22 protein-coding genes are annotated in these 20,322 nt (G+C 41.6%); 13 read left to right on the top strand and 9 right to left on the bottom strand.

The window, feature by feature from the left end:
• The first annotated feature begins 30 nt into the window (after positions 1-30).
• The 10 genes from DXB39_RS08120 (at position 31) to DXB39_RS08075 (ending at position 8,023) form a co-directional block, all read left to right on the top strand.
• Positions 31-513: an Lrp/AsnC family transcriptional regulator gene (locus tag DXB39_RS08120; protein WP_117841648.1), complete on the top strand. Its 483-nt coding sequence runs from the start codon at positions 31-33 to the stop codon at positions 511-513.
• Positions 510-1,691, top strand: coding sequence for an aminotransferase class I/II-fold pyridoxal phosphate-dependent enzyme (locus tag DXB39_RS08115; protein WP_117841649.1), 1,182 nt, complete (start codon positions 510-512; stop codon positions 1,689-1,691). Before DXB39_RS08120 ends, DXB39_RS08115 begins: the two co-directional genes overlap by 4 nt.
• On the top strand, positions 1,678-2,175 hold the full coding sequence (locus tag DXB39_RS08110) for a tRNA (cytidine(34)-2'-O)-methyltransferase (protein ID WP_022242739.1): 498 nt from the start codon (positions 1,678-1,680) through the stop codon (positions 2,173-2,175). Before DXB39_RS08115 ends, DXB39_RS08110 begins: the two co-directional genes overlap by 14 nt.
• 11 nt (positions 2,176-2,186) lie before the next feature.
• Positions 2,187-3,044 (top strand): energy-coupling factor transporter ATPase, encoded by an 858-nt coding sequence (locus DXB39_RS08105; RefSeq protein ID WP_117841650.1) that lies wholly within the window; start codon positions 2,187-2,189, stop codon positions 3,042-3,044.
• On the top strand, positions 3,032-3,901 hold the full coding sequence (locus DXB39_RS08100) for an energy-coupling factor transporter ATPase (protein WP_022242741.1): 870 nt from the start codon (positions 3,032-3,034) through the stop codon (positions 3,899-3,901). Before DXB39_RS08105 ends, DXB39_RS08100 begins: the two co-directional genes overlap by 13 nt.
• Positions 3,895-4,749 (top strand): energy-coupling factor transporter transmembrane component T family protein, encoded by an 855-nt coding sequence (locus tag DXB39_RS08095; RefSeq protein ID WP_117841651.1) that lies wholly within the window; start codon positions 3,895-3,897, stop codon positions 4,747-4,749. Before DXB39_RS08100 ends, DXB39_RS08095 begins: the two co-directional genes overlap by 7 nt.
• 71 nt (positions 4,750-4,820) lie before the next feature.
• Positions 4,821-5,558 (top strand): tRNA pseudouridine(38-40) synthase TruA, encoded by a 738-nt coding sequence (truA, locus tag DXB39_RS08090; protein ID WP_117841674.1) that lies wholly within the window; start codon positions 4,821-4,823, stop codon positions 5,556-5,558.
• 234 nt (positions 5,559-5,792) lie between these two features.
• Positions 5,793-6,221, top strand: coding sequence for a 50S ribosomal protein L13 (rplM, locus tag DXB39_RS08085; RefSeq protein ID WP_022242744.1), 429 nt, complete (start codon positions 5,793-5,795; stop codon positions 6,219-6,221).
• A gap of 16 nt (positions 6,222-6,237) precedes the next feature.
• Positions 6,238-6,630 (top strand): 30S ribosomal protein S9, encoded by a 393-nt coding sequence (rpsI, locus tag DXB39_RS08080; RefSeq protein ID WP_022242745.1) that lies wholly within the window; start codon positions 6,238-6,240, stop codon positions 6,628-6,630.
• A 595-nt stretch (positions 6,631-7,225) separates the two neighbouring features.
• A complete protein-coding gene (locus tag DXB39_RS08075) occupies positions 7,226-8,023 on the top strand; it encodes a hypothetical protein (protein WP_117841652.1) in 798 nt (265 codons plus the stop codon).
• 163 nt (positions 8,024-8,186) lie between these two features.
• Here the strand turns inward: DXB39_RS08075 and DXB39_RS08070 are convergent, their stop codons facing one another.
• From DXB39_RS08070 to DXB39_RS08055, 4 genes are all read right to left on the bottom strand, one after another.
• On the bottom strand, positions 8,187-9,566 hold the full coding sequence (locus tag DXB39_RS08070) for an aldehyde dehydrogenase (RefSeq protein ID WP_117841653.1): 1,380 nt from the start codon (positions 9,564-9,566) through the stop codon (positions 8,187-8,189).
• Positions 9,566-10,777 carry an iron-containing alcohol dehydrogenase gene (locus DXB39_RS08065; RefSeq protein WP_117841654.1) on the bottom strand — a complete coding sequence of 404 codons (1,212 nt, stop codon included), beginning with the start codon at positions 10,775-10,777 and terminating at the stop codon, positions 9,566-9,568. The genes DXB39_RS08070 and DXB39_RS08065 overlap by 1 nt, the downstream gene beginning before the upstream one ends.
• Positions 10,770-11,246, bottom strand: coding sequence for a MarR family winged helix-turn-helix transcriptional regulator (locus DXB39_RS08060; protein WP_158565980.1), 477 nt, complete (start codon positions 11,244-11,246; stop codon positions 10,770-10,772). Before DXB39_RS08060 ends, DXB39_RS08065 begins: the two co-directional genes overlap by 8 nt.
• 195 nt (positions 11,247-11,441) lie before the next feature.
• Positions 11,442-12,008: a glycerol-3-phosphate responsive antiterminator gene (locus DXB39_RS08055; protein WP_117841656.1), complete on the bottom strand. Its 567-nt coding sequence runs from the start codon at positions 12,006-12,008 to the stop codon at positions 11,442-11,444.
• 126 nt (positions 12,009-12,134) lie between these two features.
• Between DXB39_RS08055 and DXB39_RS08050 the strand changes: the two genes are divergently transcribed.
• Complete coding sequence (locus DXB39_RS08050; protein WP_117841657.1) at positions 12,135-13,898, top strand: glycoside hydrolase family 13 protein; 1,764 nt, start codon at positions 12,135-12,137, stop codon at positions 13,896-13,898.
• A 50-nt stretch (positions 13,899-13,948) separates the two neighbouring features.
• Here the strand turns inward: DXB39_RS08050 and DXB39_RS08045 are convergent, their stop codons facing one another.
• The 5 genes from DXB39_RS08045 to DXB39_RS08025 form a co-directional block, all read right to left on the bottom strand.
• Positions 13,949-14,530 (bottom strand): sugar O-acetyltransferase, encoded by a 582-nt coding sequence (locus tag DXB39_RS08045; RefSeq protein WP_117841658.1) that lies wholly within the window; start codon positions 14,528-14,530, stop codon positions 13,949-13,951.
• Positions 14,531-14,587: 57 nt separating this feature from the next.
• On the bottom strand, positions 14,588-15,154 hold the full coding sequence (locus tag DXB39_RS08040; protein ID WP_117841659.1) for a glycerol-3-phosphate responsive antiterminator: 567 nt from the start codon (positions 15,152-15,154) through the stop codon (positions 14,588-14,590).
• A 213-nt stretch (positions 15,155-15,367) separates the two neighbouring features.
• Positions 15,368-15,736, bottom strand: a complete 369-nt coding sequence (locus DXB39_RS08035) for a DUF1667 domain-containing protein (protein WP_117696644.1) — start codon at positions 15,734-15,736, stop codon at positions 15,368-15,370.
• A 4-nt stretch (positions 15,737-15,740) separates the two neighbouring features.
• Entirely contained in the window at positions 15,741-17,054 is a 1,314-nt protein-coding gene (locus DXB39_RS08030) for an NAD(P)/FAD-dependent oxidoreductase (protein WP_117841660.1), read from the bottom strand.
• Positions 17,051-18,499, bottom strand: coding sequence for an NAD(P)/FAD-dependent oxidoreductase (locus tag DXB39_RS08025; protein ID WP_117841661.1), 1,449 nt, complete (start codon positions 18,497-18,499; stop codon positions 17,051-17,053). The genes DXB39_RS08030 and DXB39_RS08025 overlap by 4 nt, the downstream gene beginning before the upstream one ends.
• A gap of 249 nt (positions 18,500-18,748) precedes the next feature.
• On the opposite strand from DXB39_RS08025, the gene DXB39_RS08020 reads away from it, so the two are divergent.
• Both DXB39_RS08020 and DXB39_RS08015 read left to right on the top strand, forming a co-directional pair.
• Positions 18,749-19,735: a helix-turn-helix transcriptional regulator gene (locus DXB39_RS08020; RefSeq protein WP_117841662.1), complete on the top strand. Its 987-nt coding sequence runs from the start codon at positions 18,749-18,751 to the stop codon at positions 19,733-19,735.
• Positions 19,736-19,750: 15 nt separating this feature from the next.
• Positions 19,751-20,155 carry a hypothetical protein gene (locus tag DXB39_RS08015; protein ID WP_022243589.1) on the top strand — a complete coding sequence of 135 codons (405 nt, stop codon included), beginning with the start codon at positions 19,751-19,753 and terminating at the stop codon, positions 20,153-20,155.
• The last annotated feature ends 167 nt before the right edge of the window (positions 20,156-20,322 follow it).

The raw sequence follows: 20,322 nt of genomic DNA, 5'->3' as shown, positions 1-20,322 counted from the left end.
AAATCAGAAATCAATTGGAGGAATTGAAGCATGAGAGAGAAGATTTTAACCTTTATAGAGAAGAACAGCAGAATCGATTTAAAAGAGCTGGCTGTTATATTAGGCGTAGAAGAAGCAGCCGTTATGAATGAATTAGAAGCAATGGAGAAAGAAAATATCATCTGTGGCTATCATACCTTGATTAACTGGGATAAAGCCGGCGTAGAAAAAGTATCCGCATTAATTGAAGTACGGGTTACTCCGCAGCGTGGTATGGGATTTGATAAAGTAGCAGAGCGTATTTATAATTATCCGGAAGTAAATTCTGTATATCTGATTTCAGGAAGCTTTGACCTTTTGGTGACCATCGAGGGAAAGAGCCTGCGTGAAGTATCCCAGTTCGTATCTGAGAAGCTTTCTGCATTAGACTCCGTATTAAGCACACAGACCAACTTTATCTTAAAGAAATACAAAGACCACGGAACCATTATGGCAGCAAAATCAAAAGATGAAAGGATACAGATGATACCATGAGAAATCCATTATCAAAAACAATCGTAACGATACAGCCATCTGGAATCCGGAAATTTTTTGATATCGTAAATGAGATGGAAGATGCCATTTCACTTGGAGTAGGCGAGCCGGATTTTGATACTCCATGGCATATCCGGGATGAGGGAATTTATTCCTTAGAGAAGGGACGTACCTTCTATACTTCCAATGCCGGATTAAAAGAATTAAAAATAGAAATTGCAAAATACTTATTCCGTAATTATGACTTGCAGTATGATTATCAGCATGAAATCGTAGTAACCGTGGGCGGAAGCGAGGCAATTGATATTGCCATGCGTGCCATGCTTGACCCGGGCGATGAAGTATTAATCCCGATGCCAAGTTATGTATCATATCTGCCATGTGCCGTGCTTGCCAATGGTGTGCCGGTGCCGATTAATCTTAAGGCAGAAAACGATTTCCGTCTGACTGCAGAAGAATTAGAAGAGGCAATTACACCAAAGACCAAGCTTCTTGTCATGCCTTTCCCGAATAATCCTACCGGAGCAATCATGGAGAAGAAAGATTTAGAAGCAGTGGCAGAGGTAGTAAAGAAGCATGATCTCTTTGTCATCAGTGACGAGATTTATTCTGCACTGACTTATACCGAGAAGCATATTTCTATCGCATCCCTTCCGGGCATGAAGGAGCGTACCATTGTTATCAATGGATTTTCCAAATCCCATGCGATGACCGGATGGCGTCTGGGTTATGCCTGCGGACCGAGAATCATCTTAGACCAGATGTTAAAGATTCATCAGTATGCAATTATGTGTGCACCGACTACTTCACAGTATGCAGCAGTGGATGCACTCCGGGCAGGAGATGAAGATGTCCAGAGAATGCGGGAAGAATATAATGGCAGAAGAAGATATCTGATGCACCGTTTTGAAGAAATGGGTTTGGAGTGTTTTGAACCATATGGAGCCTTTTACTGTTTTCCATGTATCAAAGAATTTGGAATGACTTCTGAAGAATTTGCCACCAATCTCTTAAAGACAGAGAAGGTAGCGGTTGTTCCGGGAACTGCATTTGGTGATTGCGGAGAAGGATTTATCCGTATTTCCTATGCTTATTCCCTGGATAATCTGAAAGAGGCATTAGACCGTATGGAGCGTTACATAACAGGATTGCGAGGCGGGAACAATGGCGAAGCTTAATATTGTACTTTATGAGCCGGAGATTCCCTATAATACCGGAAATATCGGAAGAACCTGTGTAGCAACCGGAACCAGACTGCATCTGATTGAGCCGCTGGGCTTCCATCTGACGGAGAAAGCAATCAAGCGGGCAGGAATGGATTACTGGGACCAGCTGGATGTGACAAGATATGTCAATTATGAGGACTTCTTAGAGAAGAATCCGGGTGCAAAGATTTATATGGCAACCACCAAGGGGCGCCATGTTTATACGGAAGTAAATTATGAGCCGGACTGTTATATTATGTTTGGAAAGGAAAGTGCGGGTATTCCGGAAGAAATTCTGATACAGCATCCGGATGAGTGTATCCGGATTCCTATGATCGGAGATACCCGTTCCTTAAACTTATCCAATTCAGCAGCAATCGTATTATATGAAGCACTGCGCCAGAACAATTTTGACCATATGCGGCTGGCGGGTGAACTGCACAGATTACATTGGTAGAAAGGTAAATTATGGGCATCATCAAAGCAAAAGATTTGGTACATGAATATATAAGACGTGATGAAGAAGGCAATGTGGAGTCTATCCAGACTGCACTTGATAAAGTAAGCCTGGATGTGAAAAAAGGCGATTTTATTGCAGTGCTGGGACATAATGGCTCCGGAAAATCAACACTTGCCAAACATATCAATGCAATTCTGGAGCCGACCGAAGGAAGTCTCTGGGTAGATGGATTTGATACCACAGAAGAGAAGAACATCTGGGATATCAGACAGCGTGCCGGAATGGTATTCCAGAATCCGGACAACCAGATTATTGCAAGCGTGGTTGAAGAGGATGTCGGATTTGGCCCGGAAAATATAGGTGTGCCGACAGATGAAATCTGGCAGCGCGTGGAAGAAAGTTTAAAAGCGGTTGGCATGTTAAAATACAGAGAGCATTCCCCAAATAAATTATCCGGCGGACAGAAGCAGCGTGTGGCAATTGCCGGAGTTATGGCAATGCAGCCGGAGTGTATTGTTCTGGACGAGCCGACAGCTATGTTAGACCCGGTTGGAAGAAAAGAAGTATTAGAGGCTGTCCATGAACTGAACCGGAAAAAAGGTGTTACCATCATTCTGATTACACATTATATGGAAGAAGTAGTTGATGCTGACCATGTTTATGTTATGGATGCAGGAAAAGTTGTGATGCAGGGAACACCGCGCAGCATCTTTTCCCAGGTGGAACGGTTGAAGGAATATCGTCTGGATGTACCGCAGATTACGCTTTTGGCATATGAACTTAAGAAAGCGGGACTGGATATACCGGATGGAATCCTGACCAGAGAAGAACTGACGGAGGCGTTGAAAAAGCTATGTCAATCCTAATAAATGAATTAAATTATGTTTACAGCTCAGGCACTGCCTATGAGATACATGCCTTAAAGGATGTTAATCTGAAAATAGAAGATGGAGAATTTATCGGTATCATCGGACATACCGGTTCCGGTAAATCCACCCTGATTCAACACTTGAACGGACTGGTAAAAGCTACCAGCGGCGGCATTTATTATAATGGACAGGATATTTACGAAGAGGACTTTGATATGAAAGCCCTGCGTAGTAAAGTGGGACTTGTCTTTCAGTATCCGGAGCATCAGCTTTTTGAAACTACTATTTTTGATGATGTATCCTTTGGACCAAAGAACCAGGGACTGACCAAGGAAGAGGCAGGACTTCGGGCATTTGAAGCACTGCGGAGTGTAGGACTTCCGGAAGAATTATATTATCAGTCACCATTTGATTTATCCGGTGGACAGAAACGCCGGGTGGCAATCGCAGGAGTGCTTGCCATGCGCCCGGAAGTACTGATTTTAGATGAACCGACAGCAGGACTTGATCCGAAGGGTCGTGATGAAATCTTAGATTTGCTTGCAGCAATGCATAAAGAACGTGGAATTACCATCATTCTTGTTTCTCACAGCATGGAAGATGTGGCTAAATATGTGGGAAGAATTATTGTAATGAATCAGGGACAGGTGATGTTTGATGATGTTCCAAAGAAAGTATTCCGCCACTATAAAGAACTGGAAGCAATCGGACTTGCGGCACCACAGGTAACTTATCTGATGCATGAATTGAAGGAAGAAGGTTTCCCGGTAAGCACAGATGCAACTACAGTAGACGAGGCACGGGATGAAATCCTGCGTGTAATAACAAAGAGACAGGATGGAACAGTATGTTAAGAGATATTACATTAGGACAATATTATCCGGCAGATTCCGTTATTCATAAGCTGGATCCGAGGGTGAAATTATTTGGAACACTGATTTATATTATTTCCCTGTTTGTATTTAAGGGACTTCCGGCATTTATACTGGCAGCAATCTTTCTGGTAGTATTAATTAAGCTGTCAAAGGTGCCATTTTCCTATATGGTTAAAGGATTGAAAACCATTGTACTGATTATGTTATTTGCAGCGGTATTTAATTTGTTTTTGACACCGGGAACAAAGCTGGTTTCCTTCTGGATTTTTACCATTACTTATGAGGGATTGAAAAATGCTGTTGTCATGATGGTTCGTCTGATTTTCTTAATTATCGGAACCTCGCTGATGACACTTACCACAACACCAAACGAGTTGACAGATGGTCTGGAAAAAGCGTTATCTCCATTAAAATATATAAAAGTACCGGTGCATGAAATTGCAATGATGATGTCAATTGCACTTCGATTTATCCCGATTCTGATTGAAGAAACGGATAAAATCATGAAAGCACAGATGGCAAGAGGAGCAGATTTTGAACATGGAAATCTGATTCAGAAAGCCAAAAACATGGTTCCACTTCTGGTGCCGCTATTTGTATCTGCATTCCGCCGTGCCAATGATCTGGCAATGGCAATGGAAGCCCGCTGTTATCGTGGTGGGGAAGGCAGAACCAAGATGAAACCGCTTCATTACCAGAAACGTGACCGCATGGCTTATCTGACTTTACTGGTCTATCTTGCAGCAGTCATCGGACTTCGTATCCTCTGGATTAACGTATTGTCCGGTATGGCAGCCGGTATACTTCCAGGAGTATTTCCATTATGAGTACAGAGATAAATCCGGTTGTGAACATAGAAGAGGTAGAAGAGCAGAAAACTCCATCTGCCCCAAACCGATTGAAACGGGTGAAGCTAATTGTAGCCTATGACGGTACGAATTATCACGGCTGGCAGGTGCAGCCCAACGGAGAGACAATAGAAGGCGTGCTAAACCGCACCTTAAGCAGTCTCTTAGGGGAAAAGATTATTGTGACCGGAGCATCCCGGACGGATGCGGGCGTACATTCCATGGGAAATGTAGCAGTATTTGATACAAAAAGCCGCATTCCGGCAGAAAAGATTTCTTATGCCCTGAACCAGCGGCTTCCAGAAGACATTGTAGTGCAGAAATCAGAGGAAGTACCAGCTGATTTTCATCCGAGACACTGTGACAGCCGGAAAACCTATGAATACCGGATTTTAAACCGGGAGTTTCCGCTTCCGATGTATCGGAATAACACATATTTCTGTTACCGCAAGCTGGATTTAGAGAAGATGCAGCAGGCGGCAGAATATTTAAGGGGAGAACATGATTTTAAAAGCTTCTGTGCTACAGCGGCAGTGGTTGAAACAACGGTTCGTACCATTTATGAGCTGACGGTAAGCAGGCAGGAGGATATCATTACAATCCGTGTTACCGGAAATGGATTTCTTTATAATATGGTCCGGATTATTGCCGGAACCCTGCTTCAGGCAGGCATGGGAATGATAGAGCCGGAAGAGATAAAAACAATTCTTGCGGCAAAGGAAAGAAGTACTGCAGGACCAACGGCACCGGCGCAGGGATTAACGATGATTGGAATCGAATATTTATGATAATTAGATAAATGGTATATGGCGAATGTTGTGGTAAATATTTGTATAGAATTTACTTGACACACGAGGGGTCGTGTACTATAATATCTAAGTCTGACATAGTACAAGAATGTCAATCCAAAGCCCCGGAGCGACATTTCAACTATAGAAACAATAGTGTGGAACGCAAAGCGGACTGCGTCCGGACATTACGCAGAATGTATATGTTCCTTATAATTTCAAGGAGGTAAACCAATGAAAACTTTTATGGCTAGTCCAGCAACCATTGAGAGAAAATGGTATGTAGTAGACGCTGATGGAAAGACATTAGGACGTTTAGCATCAGAAGTTGCTAAAGTATTAAGAGGAAAGAATAAACCAACATTTACACCACACATCGATACAGGTGATTATGTAATCGTTGTAAATGCAGAGAAGATTAAAGTAACTGGTAAGAAATTAGACCAGAAGATTTATTACCATCATTCCGATTATGTAGGCGGTATGAAAGAGACTACATTAAAGGAAATGTTAGCAAAGCATCCAGAAAGAGTTATTGAGTTCGCTGTTAAGGGAATGCTTCCAAAGGGACCTTTAGGAAGAGAAATGTATACTAAATTATTTGTATACGCAGGACCAGACCACAAGCATGAAGCTCAGAAACCAGAAGCTTTAACATTTTAATAGGAGGTAAAAAACATTGGCTAATACAAAGTATTACGGAACAGGAAGAAGAAAATCCTCTGTTGCCAGAGTATATTTAGTACCAGGAACAGGTAAGATTACAGTAAATAAAAGAGATATCGATGAATATTTCGGATTAGAGACTTTGAAAGTTATCGTTCGTCAGCCATTAACAGTTACTGAGACAGCCGACAAGTTCGACGTATTAGTAAACGTAAAAGGTGGCGGATACACAGGACAGGCTGGAGCAATCCGTCATGGTATTGCAAGAGCATTACTTACCGTTGATGCAGATTACAGACCAGTTCTGAAATCTAACGGATTCTTAACAAGAGACCCACGTATGAAAGAAAGAAAGAAATACGGTCTCAAAGCTGCACGTCGTGCTCCACAGTTCAGCAAACGTTAGTCGTTTCCGAATTATATTCAAAACATTCAAACAATATTCCCGGAAGCTTTGGGCTTCCGGGATTTTTATCTAAGTACCAGGTCGGGTACACATTTTCCAATATATAGAAATAGTCTTATAAATAGCATTATTTTAACAGAAATTAAGATTATATAATTTCAGATTACCGTTACAATTTAATGATAAGCATTATCATAATCAGAATATGATTACATTTACAAGCTGCTACTGGCGACTATTGCAGCACAAAATGAGAGATTCGAGAAAAGTGCTGTAGAAAAGAAGGCATAGTTACAGCACAGGATGAGAGATTTAGGGAAAAAGCTGTAGACGGGAAGATATAGTTACAGCCGAAAATGAGAGATTCGAGAAAAAGCTGTAGAGGAGAAGGCATAGTTACAGCACAAAATGAACATTTCGGGAAAAAAGCTGTAGAAAAGGGTGAAAAGTTACAGCTGAATTTGGGAGAGTCGGAGAAAAAGCTGTAGAAGGGGTGATTTAGTTACAGCTAAAAATGAGAGGGGAGAAAAAACAACTGTAATAGAATGGAAAAGTAGAGTTATTTATTGCAATTAATAAGAAGTGGAGGAAATGCATGAAGGGGTTAAGAAAATTATTGATAGAGGAATACTTGAGATTGGAGAAGATTGCTGGAAAGCTGAGAAAAGAATTGGCAGATATGCCAGAGGGAACGCTCAGGGTATCAAAGTCTCATAATTATACTCAGTTTTATCATGTGAAAAAAGAGAATGATATGAAATGCCAAAAATTTCTTCAAAAATCCGAGATGGATTTAGTGAGAAAATTAGCTCAAAAATCATATGATGAAAAAGTATTGAGAATAGCAGAAAAACGGATGCAACAAATGAAATCGCTGGTTGGGACATATCATGATAATGAAATTGAAGAAGTATATAAGAAGGAGCATCCTGCCCGAAAAGCATTCGTGATTCCGGTGGAACCAACAGAGGAGCAATTGGAAATGGAATGGTATAGGAGAGAATACAAGGGAAAAGAATTTCAGGAGGGAGTGCCGGTTATTATTACGGAAAAAGAGGAACGTGTGAGATCAAAAACAGAAAAAATGCTGGCAGACTTCTTTTATAGAAAAGAAATCTTATATAGATATGAAAAACCATTATATTTAAAAGGATATGGGATTGTTTATCCGGATTTTACATTCTTTTCCAGAAAAAAGCGAAAGGAAATTTATTGGGAACATGAGGGCATGATGGATAACCCTGAATATGCAAGAGCAGCAATAAGAAAGATTGAATCTTATGAAAAGAACGGAATATATCCGGGTGAAAATTTGATACTTACATTTGAAACTCAGCAGAATGTGCTGGATTTTAAAATTATAGAAGAGATGATAGACAGATATTTACAATAGATATATAAACAAGCAGGGCGCTTTTAAAGCTCCCTGCCAGCCAATAGAGCGTGCATGTAGACAAATAGCTTAGAGCTTAGCCGATAGCCCGAGCATTCAGGTAATAGAGCGTGCATTCAGCCATTAGACAATTTCTCTGGAAAATACCCGAAATATCTTCCGGTTATTTCAGAAAGAACCGGATAAGCCTGTCATGAAGAGAAGTATATGGCTGGTATCTCATAGGCAGATCAATCCAGGTTTTTTTATCAACGATGCTTTTGTAATGGGAAAAGGTATCAAATCCGGTTTTACCATGATAAGAACCCATGCCACTTTCACCGAAGCCGCCAAAGCCCATTTCTGTTGTGGCAAGATGAATGATGGTATCGTTGATACAGCCACCACCGAAACCAGTATGGGAAATGACTTCGTCTGCAGTCTTTTTGCTTGAAGTAAAGATATAGAGTGCAAGAGGATGAGCCATGGAATTAATTTTGCCGGTAGCTTCACTCATATGTGAAAAAGTTAATACAGGCATAACCGGACCGAAGATTTCTTCTGACATGACGGCATCTTCAAAAGTCACATGATCCATGACGGTTGGCTCAATCTGCAGCGTTTCTTCGTTGGAATTACCGCCATAAATTACTTTTGAAGAATCAATTAGCCCATTGATGCGATGAAAATGCTTTTCGTTGATGATTTTGCCATAATCGGAATTATCAAGAGGAGATTCCCCATATTGCCGGATGATTTCTTTTTTTATTTCTAAGAGCAAAGAATCTTTGATCTGCTCATCGCAATATACATAATCCGGTGCCACACAGGTCTGGCCGCAGTTGAGATATTTCCCAAATACGATTCGTCTGGCAGCTAATTTCAGGTTGGCATCTGCTGCAACGATGCAGGGACTTTTTCCACCAAGCTCAAGTGTTACCGGAGTAAGGTGGGAAGCTGCATGCTCTAAGACAGTTTTGCCGACCGCCTGACTTCCAGTAAAGAATATATAGTCAAAGTGCGACTGCAAAAGAGCCGTATTTTCTGCCCGGCCACCGGTTACAACTGCTACATATTTCTCTTCAAAACATTCTTTTATCAGAGATGTGATGATGGCACTTGTGTTAGGCGAGTAGGCGCTTGGCTTTAAAATGACAGTATTTCCTGCGGCAATTGCATCGATTAATGGGTCAATGGTTAACAGGAAAGGATAATTCCAGGGGCTCATAATCAGTACAACACCATATGGAGACGGTTTTTTGTAGCTTCTGGAATGAAATTGTGCAAGGGGCGTATGAACGTTTTTTTCTCTGGCAAATTTTCTGGTGTGCTTTATCATATAGGTAAGTTCGCTTAAAGCCAGTCCGGCTTCGCACATATAGCTTTCGTGGGCTGATTTTCCAAGGTCAGCCTTAAGCGCTGCCAAAATTTCATTTTCATGGTTTAAAATAGTATTTTTCAGCTTTTTTAAAGCGGCAATCCGGTAAGCAACAGATAATGTTTTACCGGTTTTAAAATAATTGCGCTGCGTAGAAACAAGTTCTGTTATTTCAGCTTCAGTCATTATTTTTCCTCCTCTGGCATAAGCATATAATAGTATTTTTCGAGCTCTTTTGCATTCATCAGAACTGGAACCGGATAAAGCGGGTTTGCTTCTTTATCGGCATATCTGGAAAGCTCCGGAATATCTTCTTTTTGAATCTCGGAAAAAGTATCACCAATCTGGAAATATTTTTTCATGTCTTTGATGGCAGAGATAAATTTATCAGCAGCTACTTCATAATCATCGGATTCGTCAGCAATACCTGCATAAACAGCAAGTTGGTAAAGCTTTTTGTAAATGGTAGAACCATAATCTTCTAATACCATCGGAAGTATTGTCGCATTGGCAAGTCCGTGTGGAATATTGTATTTGCCGCCAAGGGAGTGGGCTACGGCATGGACATAGCCGACATAGGATTTGGTAAAAGCACATCCGGCAAAGAAAGAGGCTTTCAACATTTCTTTTCTTGCTTCTATATTCTGACCGTCGTCATATGCTTTGTAGATATTGTCAAAAATTAATTTAGTTGCTTTTTTAGCATATTTTCTGGTATGCCTTGTAGTAGAACCGCCAATATAAGCTTCTACGGCGTGGGTTAAGGCATCCATACCGGTGGTGGCGGTAAGAGATGGCGGAAGACTTATGGTTACTTTCGGGTCTAATACAGCATATGCAGGAATTAAAGGAAAATCATTGATGGCATATTTGTGTCTTGTCTGGGCATCTGTGATAACAGCAGCGAGAGTGGTTTCGCTTCCGGTTCCTGCAGTTGTCGGAATCGCAACCAATAAAGGCAGTTTTTTATGCACTTTTAAGATACCTTTCATTTTGGATAAAGACTGCTTAGGTTTTGCGATTCTTGCACCGACGGCCTTGGCACAGTCGATACTGGAGCCACCACCAAAACCAATGATAGCATCACAGTGTTTTTCAAGATAAAGCTCTCTTGCTTCTTCTACATTTGTTGTAGTTGGATTAGCGACCGTCTTATCATAGATAAAATAATGGATGTTATGGTGGTCAAAATGCATAAGCATCCGGTCTAAAAGACCAAATTTGCGGATACCGGCATCTGTAATGATTAATATAGTATCAATGCCTTTTTCTTCAAAAAGCCCGGTCAGTTTGGAAGTGCTGTAAAAAACTTCCGGATGTCTGTAAGGCAAAAAAGGGATTGCAATTTTAAAACATTTCTGAAAAATTCTGCAATATGCAGCTTTACATTTATTCATGATCATCATTCCTTTCTAATTCATTACAATATTGTTCTAAGTTTGCGGAAATTGTTTTTAATGCAGAATAAAAAACAGCCCGGGTTTCATCGGAAAGATCTGAGCCGCCAAAAGATACCGCATTGTTGATTGCGGCATTTACTTTTTGGGCATAAGCAATCCCTTTGGGTGTCAGGATGACCTTGGCGCGGTATTTCCGCTTGTCGGACGTATCTTCTGCGTTGACATATTCTACCAGCCCCTGTTCTAGGAGGTCGGCAAGTGCCCTGGAAATACCAGCCTTGTTTTCTTTGGCGAGAACACAGATTTCAGCGGCAGTAAGACCTTCCGGAGAATTGTTTAGAAAATTCATGCATGTAACATGAGTGCCTTTAAGACCAATTTTGTTCATCTCATATTTCTTTATTTTTACAATGTTTTTGTAAAGCGATGCAATATTGGTGGTAAAGGTTTCAAATCGTTCAATCATAGCTGCCTCCATAAAGCTACGGAAAAGTGTATTATTTTCCGTTATTTACATAAAAAAATGTTGCATACTCAACATATAAAAGCATAACAGTTAAAAGTTGAATAGTCAACATCTTTGCACATATATAGAATAAAAAAGTATTGGAAGCGAACTAATTTAATATAGAAAGAATAAATCTCCGGTTTCAGTCGTAGTTTACAGAAACCACACATCCGGATTGGTGGAAGAGATGCAGACAGCTCCGGCATTCAGCATGGAGACAACGTCTTCTTTATCGGAAATGAGTCCGCCGGTAATAACAGGGACTTTGGAAATCCGGCATATGCGGGATACAACCTTAGGCATCAGTGCCGGCAGGATTTCGATGTAATCCGGTTTAACAGAGCGAAGCTGCTTTTCGATGCTGCTGTAAGCCATGGAATCGATGACAAAGAAACGCAGAATCGTGGAAAGTTCTAATTCCCTGGCTCGTTTAATAAGGGCTGGTTTGGTAGTGATAATACCGTCAGCCCGGGTAAATTTCTGAATGAAATCCACGGCAATCTCTTTCCCGGAAAGACCATTAATTAAATCAATGTGTACCATAGCGGTTTTTCCGGCAGATTTCACTTTGTCTACAATATCTGAAATATTGCAGATATCTCCAAACAGAATAAAAATAACCTGGCTGTCACAGGTCAGACATTTTTCTAATCCTGTCATATCTTTAATCGCCGCAATAATCGGTGAATTATCCATAGCGTCTCTACAGTTGGAAAGCATAATATAACCGCCTTTCTGAATCTTTGTAACTATTATACCTGTATTTGAAAAAAATGATAAAGAGAAATGAAAAGAAATATGTTATAATTTAAAGACAAATACATCGCAAAGAGAAAGAGGAAACAAATGGATTTTAATGCAGTTTATCATCAGGCGAGTGACAATTATTGTTATCCGTTGAATGAAGATGAGTTAATTATTAATATTAAGACGGGATATGATGTGCAATCGGTATCCATCATATCAGGAGACCCATTTGCTGCTGGTATCTTAGGTGGCGGAGAGCATTGGGATGGAACGGAAGAGGCAATCATTTATAAGAAGCGTCTGAAAAATCAGATTTGGTGGACAACAACCGTCCGACCGGAGTATAAACGTCTGAAATATTATTTTAAGTTACAGACAGAAAATGAAAGCTGGTTCTATTTTGAGGATGGATTTGTCAGTGATGAGCAGATGCATCTGGAAGGCAGAAGCCGCCAGTGTTTTGTATTTCCGTGGATGAATCCGTGCGATGTGCCACGGACACCTGCCTGGGTAAATGATACCGTATGGTATCAGATTTTCCCGGACCGTTTCTGTAATGGAGACCATTCTATTGACCCGGAGGATGTAGTGCCGTGGCGTGAGCATGGCAGAGTAAAAAATGAGGAATGTTTTGGCGGAGATCTGGCTGGAATCACAAGTAAGCTGGATTACCTGCAGAATCTTGGAATCAATGGATTATACCTGACACCAATCAATGAGTCACCATCCAACCATAAGTATGATACGACGGATTATACAAAGATAGACCCACGGTTCGGAGATGAAGAGACATTGATTCATCTGGTGGAAGAAGCACATAAACGTGGCATCCGTGTAATGTTAGATGGCGTGTTTAATCATTGCGGATATTATTTTGCACCATGGCAGGATGTTCTGGAAAAGGGTCCGGAGTCAGAATATTATGACTGGTTTATGATTAATGAATGGCCGTTTGACCGGAAAGGAAAGGCAGCAAAGAAAAAACAGATTTATACCTTTGCCTTTTATGATGGAATGCCGAAAATCAATACCAATAATCCGGAGGTCAGAAAATATTTTGTAGACATCTGTGCAAACTGGGTGGAGCATTATGGTATTGACGGAATCCGTCTGGATGTGGCAAATGAGGTATCTCATCGATTCTGTAAGGAGCTGCATGCCAGAGTAAAGGAAATTAACCCGGACATTTATATTTTAGGAGAAATCTGGCACAATGCACTTCCGTGGCTTCGCGGGGATGAATTTGATGCCGTTATGAATTATCCACTGGGACAAAGTATTAAGGATTTCTGGATAGATAAAAGCCTGACCAATGAGGATTTTGAGTATACGATTAACCGCTGCTATACAAGCTATATGCAGCAGACCAATGATGTGCTTTTCAATCTTCTGGATTCTCATGATACAAAGCGGCTCCGCTCGGATGTGAAAAATCTGGATGAGTATTTTGCACAGATTGCAGTATTATTTGCAATGCCGGGCAGTCCTTGCATTTACTATGGAACAGAAATTGCAATGGAGGGAAGCTATGATCCGGATTGCAGACGTTGTATGCCTTGGAAGGATATTGAGGCTGGAAAATATGCTGAGCGCAGCAAAATTATTGCAACATTGATTCACCTGCGCAGGCAGGAACCACTTTTAAAAAGCCGCAATTTCCATTTCCCAAATGATTATGCCAAGTACAAGCGTGTTATCCAGTTCCGGAAAGTGGATTTTCCGGATTGTTATGTGGAGGTAATCATCAACTGCTGTGAAGAAGATGTTGAAGTGGAACAGCAGGGAGAAATCCTGCTTGCTCGCCACTACATTGATTCCACACTTTTGTCAAATGGTGTGTTGATAAGAAGAATAAGAAGGTAGCTTAAAAAGGAAGAATATTTTGAAGAAAGAAGTAATTATAATGAAATGCATTATTTCTTTGCAATGCGGTCGGCCTCTGTAATCGGACGGAGAACACGGCATGGATTACCGGCGGCAACGACATTGGAAGGAATGTCCTTTGTGACGACGCTTCCGGCACCGATAATGGTATTTCCACCAATGGTGACACCTGGAAGAATGGTGACATCACCGCCCAACCAGACGTTATCGCCAATAGTAATCGGAAGCGCCTTTTCCAGCCCAAGATTGCGCTCTTCGGCAATGGTAGCATGAACGGCTGTATACATGCCGCAGTTTGGACCGATAAAACAGTGGCTGCCAAGAGTGATTGGAGCACAGTCCATCAGATAGGCATTGTGATTGATAAAGCAATCAGAGCCAATGTTACAGTTATAACCATAATCGGTATAAAATGGGGAGAGAATGGTAACACGTTCCCCCATTTTTGGAAGCAGTTTTTTAAGAATATCTTCCCGCAGCTCCTTTTCCTTTGGTGCAGTATGGTTGAAAGTGAAATATAAATCTTCGGCTTTCTCACGTTCTTCTGATAATTCCTGGTCATAATTGGCATCATACCAAAGTCCCAGCTTCATTTTTTCTGATTCTGTCATAGGAAACCTCCTGATTCGTTATAAATAGAAATTGTATAAAATTAATTGAAAATCATATTACAAAAACCACACATCCGGATTCGTAGATGAGATGCAGACTGCTCCGGCATTCAGCATGGAAACTACATCTTCTTTATCGGAAATGAGTCCGCCGGTAATAACCGGAACTTTTGAAAGCCGGCATATGCGGGATACAACCTTAGGCATCAGTGCCGGCAGGATTTCAATATAATCCGGTTTTACAGAACGAAGCTGCTTTTCAATGCTGTCATAAGCCATGGAATCAATGACGAAGAATCGCAGAATCGTGGAAAGCTCTAATTCCCTGGCTCGTTTGATAAGGACTGGTTTTGTAGTGATAATTCCATCGGCGTGGGTGTATTTGCGGATGAAATCCACAGCAATCTCTTTTCCGGACAGGCCATTGATTAAATCGATATGTACCATAGCCGTTTTCCCTGCAGCTTTGACCTTATCTACAATATCTGCAATATTGCAGATGTCTCCAAACAGGATAAAAATAACCTGACTATCGCAGGTGAGACATTTTTTCAATCCTGCCATATCCTTGATGGCTGCAATAATCGGAGAATTATCTATAGCATCTTTACAATTTGAAAGCATAGTAAAACCGCCTTTCTACGCATCGTATTTTCGTATTTATAAATATTATACCGTCATTTCCGGAAATGATAAAGGAAAACTATAAAATCATAAAGAAAAACAAACAGATACGCCAGCATCTGACCCCTCAATCAGATACTGGCGCACCAAAACAGTTATTCCCCTGGAATAAATATTTATCAGAATGATGTGAATCATTTGATAACAATGAGATTATAATTTTGCAGGAACATTTTTTGTGGCAACAATATCCACGCCGGTGCCTGCAACGTCCTGAACCAGAATATCTCCGATAGAGACCGGTGCAGGAACAGTGATGCCACAGAGAGCATTGATAATTGCAAAAATCTTTTCTTTTGGGATATCCTCTTTGGTTTTGCAGGACACCATCGGAATCGTGCCACCGGATACCCGGACGGTAGAAGTTACAATTCTGGTTGGATGGGTAACTTCCTTACGGGCATAAGCATCGCCGCGTTTGCAGGTGTTGCCGGTAACATCAAGAATTTCTGCATTTTCCATGGTTACGGTAATGGAGCAGCCTAAAGGGCAGCCGATACAGGTTAATTCACGTTTTTCCATCCTCTTACGCCTCCTCTATACAAATGGTAATCTGCTCTAAACCGGGGCAGTTGGTAAGTTGTTCTCTGGTAAGGACAACGGATTCCATCTCGCCCGGAGCCATAACCGGACGTTTCCGGAAGCTGATACGTTCTTTGCCGAAGTAAGTGGCAATTCCGCAGTTTTTATAAATTTGTCCCACGCGGAACCGGACAGTAACTTTGTCTGCCATAGCCTCCGGCCGGATGTATTTTGGAACGGTATAGCGGACACCACCGGTTGGAATAATTTCGACAGATGGCTGGCTGCATTCGGAAACGGATGCATCGGAATGCTGGCTGCTGGTATTACATGCATCAGCAGTGTTGCCGGATAAAATATAATGTGCAGCATTCGCTCCGGCGATACCGGCTTCTTCAGAAACATAATCCACCAGGTCATGGACATGCAGGACATTTCCACAGGCAAAAACACCGGAAATACTGGTTTCTAAGCTGTCATTTACAACAGGACCGGAGGTGACCGGATTTAAAGTGACACCGGCACTGCGGCTTAATTCATTTTCTGGAATCAGACCACAGGATAAGAGGAGCGTATCGCAGGAATAATATTCTTCTGTACCGGCAATTGGCCTTCCATCGGAGCCGACTTCTGCAATGGTAACACCGGTGACACGTTCTTTTCCTTCAATATCAATAACGGTATGGCTTAATTTCAACGGAATATCAAAGTCATTCAGACATTGAACAATATTACGCTTGAGACCACCGGAATAAGGCATCAGTTCTGCTACAACTTTTACTTTGGCACCCTCTAAGGTCATGCGGCGTGCCATAATCAGACCGATATCACCGGAGCCTAAGATAACGACTTCTCTGCCCGGCATATAGCCTTCCATATTGACAAGACGCTGTGCCGTTCCGGCGGAGTAGATACCTGCCGGACGATAGCCCGGAATATTAAGGGCACCACGGCTTCGCTCCCTGCAGCCCATGGCAAGGATAATTGCTTTTGCCTGAATCTCAAACATGCCATCTTTCCGGTTCATGGCAGTTATTTTTTTCTTATGGGAGATATCCATTACCATAGTGTTTAATTTGTAAGAGATGCCAAGAGCGAGTACTTTTTCAATAAAGCGGAAAGCATATTCCGGCCCGGTCAGCTCTTCCTTAAAGGTATGAAGTCCGAACCCGTTGTGGATACACTGGTTTAAAATGCCGCCAAGCTCTTTGTCACGTTCAATAATCAGAATATCATTTATTCCATTTTCTTTTGCGGATACAGCGGCTGCAAGTCCTGCAGGACCGCCACCAACGATTACTAAATCATATGATTTCATGGCATTTCCTCCTGAATCTCTTTGTTATATCCATAGACAAACTGCGATGAGCCACCACATTTGCTGATGTCCGTCATTTCCATAGGAACTTCTCTGGAAAGAATTTCCATGGTACGCGGGGAACAAAAGCCTGCCTGACAGCGTCCCATGCCTGCTCTGGTACGACGCTTGATGGCATCTAAAGAGCGGGCACCCAGCGGGCGGTGAATAGCATCGAGAATTTCTCCTTCTGAAATCATTTCACAGCGGCAGATAATGTTTCCATAGGCAGGCTGCTTTTTAATAAGTTCATTTCTTTCTTCTAAAGAAAGCTTTTCTGGTCTTAAAATTCCTTTGCGGGTGGCAATGAAATTTTCTTTTTCGGTTAAATGCATCTTATCCTGCACCAGTCTGGCCATCATGACACCAATGGCTGGTGCAGAGGAAAGTCCTGGAGATTCGATACCAGCGGCATCAAAAAAGCCGGGAGCATCAGCTGCTTCGCCAATGATAAAGTCACCATTATCTTCATGGGCACGAAGTCCTGCAAAAGAAGTAATGACCTGACGCATCGGAAGATTCTTAACGCTGTGGGAGGCTTTTTCGGAAAGAGAAGCAAGTCCTTCTCTGGTGGTATTGATACCTTCTTTGTTATCGGTATCCTCTGCGGTCGGACCAACGAGAAGATTGCCGTGAACCGTAGGAGTAACCAGGACACCTTTTCCCATTTTACCCGGTAGCTGGAAAATCGTATGGGATACATGAGCTCCGGCAGATTTATCAAGAAGCTGGTATTCGCCTTTCCGGGCGGTAATGTGAAGTTTTTTGCTGCTTACCATATTGTGAAAAACATCTGCATATACACCGGCAGCGTTGATAACAGTTTTTGCGGTGATATCCTGCTTATCAGTGGAAATCAGGTATCCATCTTCTAGGCTGGTGATAGAAGTTACAGCAGTATTTAAAAAGAATTCAACGCCATTTGCAACGGCATTTTCTGCGAAGGCAATTGTCATATGAAACGGACAGACGATACCACCTGTGGGTGCGTAGAGAGCACTTGTGACATGGTCGTCTAAATTTGGTTCCATGGTGTGTAAGGCTTCGCGGCCAAGAATGCGTAAGTCTTTGACTCCGTTTTCTTTCCCCTGTTCCAAAAGACGTTCCAATTCGCTGGCATCCTGTTCATCGGTGCAGACCACCAGAGAACCGTTTCGTACAAAAGGAATGTCCAGATCCTTAGAGAGAGTATCCATCATGGCATTTCCTTCTACATTAAGCTTTGCTTTCAGTGTGCCCGGTTTTGCGTCAAATCCGGCGTGGATAATGGCACTGTTGGCTTTGGAGGTTCCGCAGCAGACATCCTCTTCCCGTTCAATGACACAGATGCCTGCCTGATAGCGGGATAACTCTCTGGCAATGGCACAGCCGGTGACTCCGGCACCAATAACTGCAATATCGTACATATAAAACTCCTTTCTGCTGGCAACAAAAAAAGCAAGATAAATAAAAGCGATGCTCTCGCTCTTCTTTACCTTGCTCTCGTCTCTTGGTAATTCAATCTTTATTTATGCATATTATAACATGAATTGGAATGGGTGGCAATTCCTTTTTTACAGTAAAATGAAAAACATAATTTAGGCGAGTGACGAGAAAATGTCAGAAAATTTGAAAAACAGGTATCACAAAGTTTTGCCCTATGCTATACTAGAACTATGGGAAAAACAGAGCATCAGAAACTGAAAATATTATATATATTAGAACTGCTGTATGAACAGACGGATGAGAAGCATGCTGTCAGGATGAGGGATATTATAGCATATCTGAATCAGAAAGGTATTTCGGCAGAACGCAAAAGTATTTATCGGGATTTGGAGATGCTGCAGGACTTTGGTGTGGATATTTTAAGGGAACAGGAGTACCGAGGCGGATATTATATCGGAAGCCGTGATTTTGAACTGGCAGAATTGAAACTTTTGGTGGATGCGGTGCAGTCATCGAAGTTCATTACACAGAAGAAATCAAGAGAGCTGATACATAAGTTGGAGAAGCTGGTCAGCGTCTATGAGGCAAAACAGCTTCAGCGTCAGGTAGTGGTAACCAACCGGAATAAGACCATTAATGAGAATATTTATTATAACATTGATATGATTTACAACGGAATTTCCGGAGATGTAAAAATCCGTTTCCAGTATTTTTCGTGGAATATCGAAAAAGAAATGGAGCTTCGACGGGACGGAGCATTTTACGAGGTGAGTCCGCTGGTGCTTTCCTGGGATGATGAGAATTATTATCTTATAGCATATGATGAGGAAGATAAGATTATCAAGCATTTCCGCGTGGATAAGATGCTTAAGATTTCACTGACCAGAAAGAAGCGGGAAGGTCTTAAGCAGTTTGAAACCTTTGATATTGCATCTTATTCAAAGAAAACTTTTGGTATGTTTGCCGGTGAGGAAGAAACGGTGACACTGCTTTGTGAAAATGATATGATTGGCGTGGTGATCGACCGGTTTGGGCAGGAAGTAAATGTCAGAAAAGCAGATGATATGCATTTTAGAGCAAGACTTCATGTGGCAGTCAGCGGACAGTTTTACGGCTGGCTTTGTGGCCTTGGAGAAAAGGTTGAGATTATCGAGCCGGCAGAGATGAGAGAAAAATATGTGACATATCTTCAGAGGATACAGAATAAATACAGTTAGCAGGTGATGGGAAAAATGGAGACAGAAGTTAAGTATTGTAAGATGTGCAGAAAGGCATTGCCGCCTTTGTCAGACAGGGAATACTGTTATGCCTGTGAGGAACTGCTTCTTTTTGATAAAGTGAGGGAATTTGTACGAAACAATGATGTAAATGAATATCAGGTGGCAGAGTATTTTGATATTCCGGTACGGATGGTAAAGCAGTGGATTAAAGAGGGAAGAATTGAATATAAAGAAAAGGATAAAGCAGGTATTATGTCGAATTATTGTTCCCGGTGCGGACAGCCGGTTTCCTTTGGAACACTTTGTCCACAGTGCCTGCGTCTTTTAAATGGAGAAAAGGCCAGAATGATTGGTTTTTCAAAACCGGAAGAAGGGGAAGAGGGCGAGATGCGTTTCTTAGACGGAGAAAGAAAGTAAGCAGTACTGCTTTGATTTTGGGTTATATTTGTAAAACAGAAACAGCCTGTGATTTTCATGATGTATCATGAAAATCACAGGCTGTTTTTAAAATAAAGTCTATTTCTGGGGTTATAGGACAAAACGTGTTGATGGCTAATCCCATTCTGTAAAAGATTTATCCATCT

Origin of the sequence: Roseburia sp. OM03-7AC (assembly GCF_003462625.1) — a bacterium.
Classification (GTDB): domain Bacteria; phylum Bacillota; class Clostridia; order Lachnospirales; family Lachnospiraceae; genus Roseburia_C; species Roseburia_C amylophila.
Note: the sequence above shows the minus strand (reverse complement) of the source record. Positions and strands in the feature narration are given on the sequence as shown.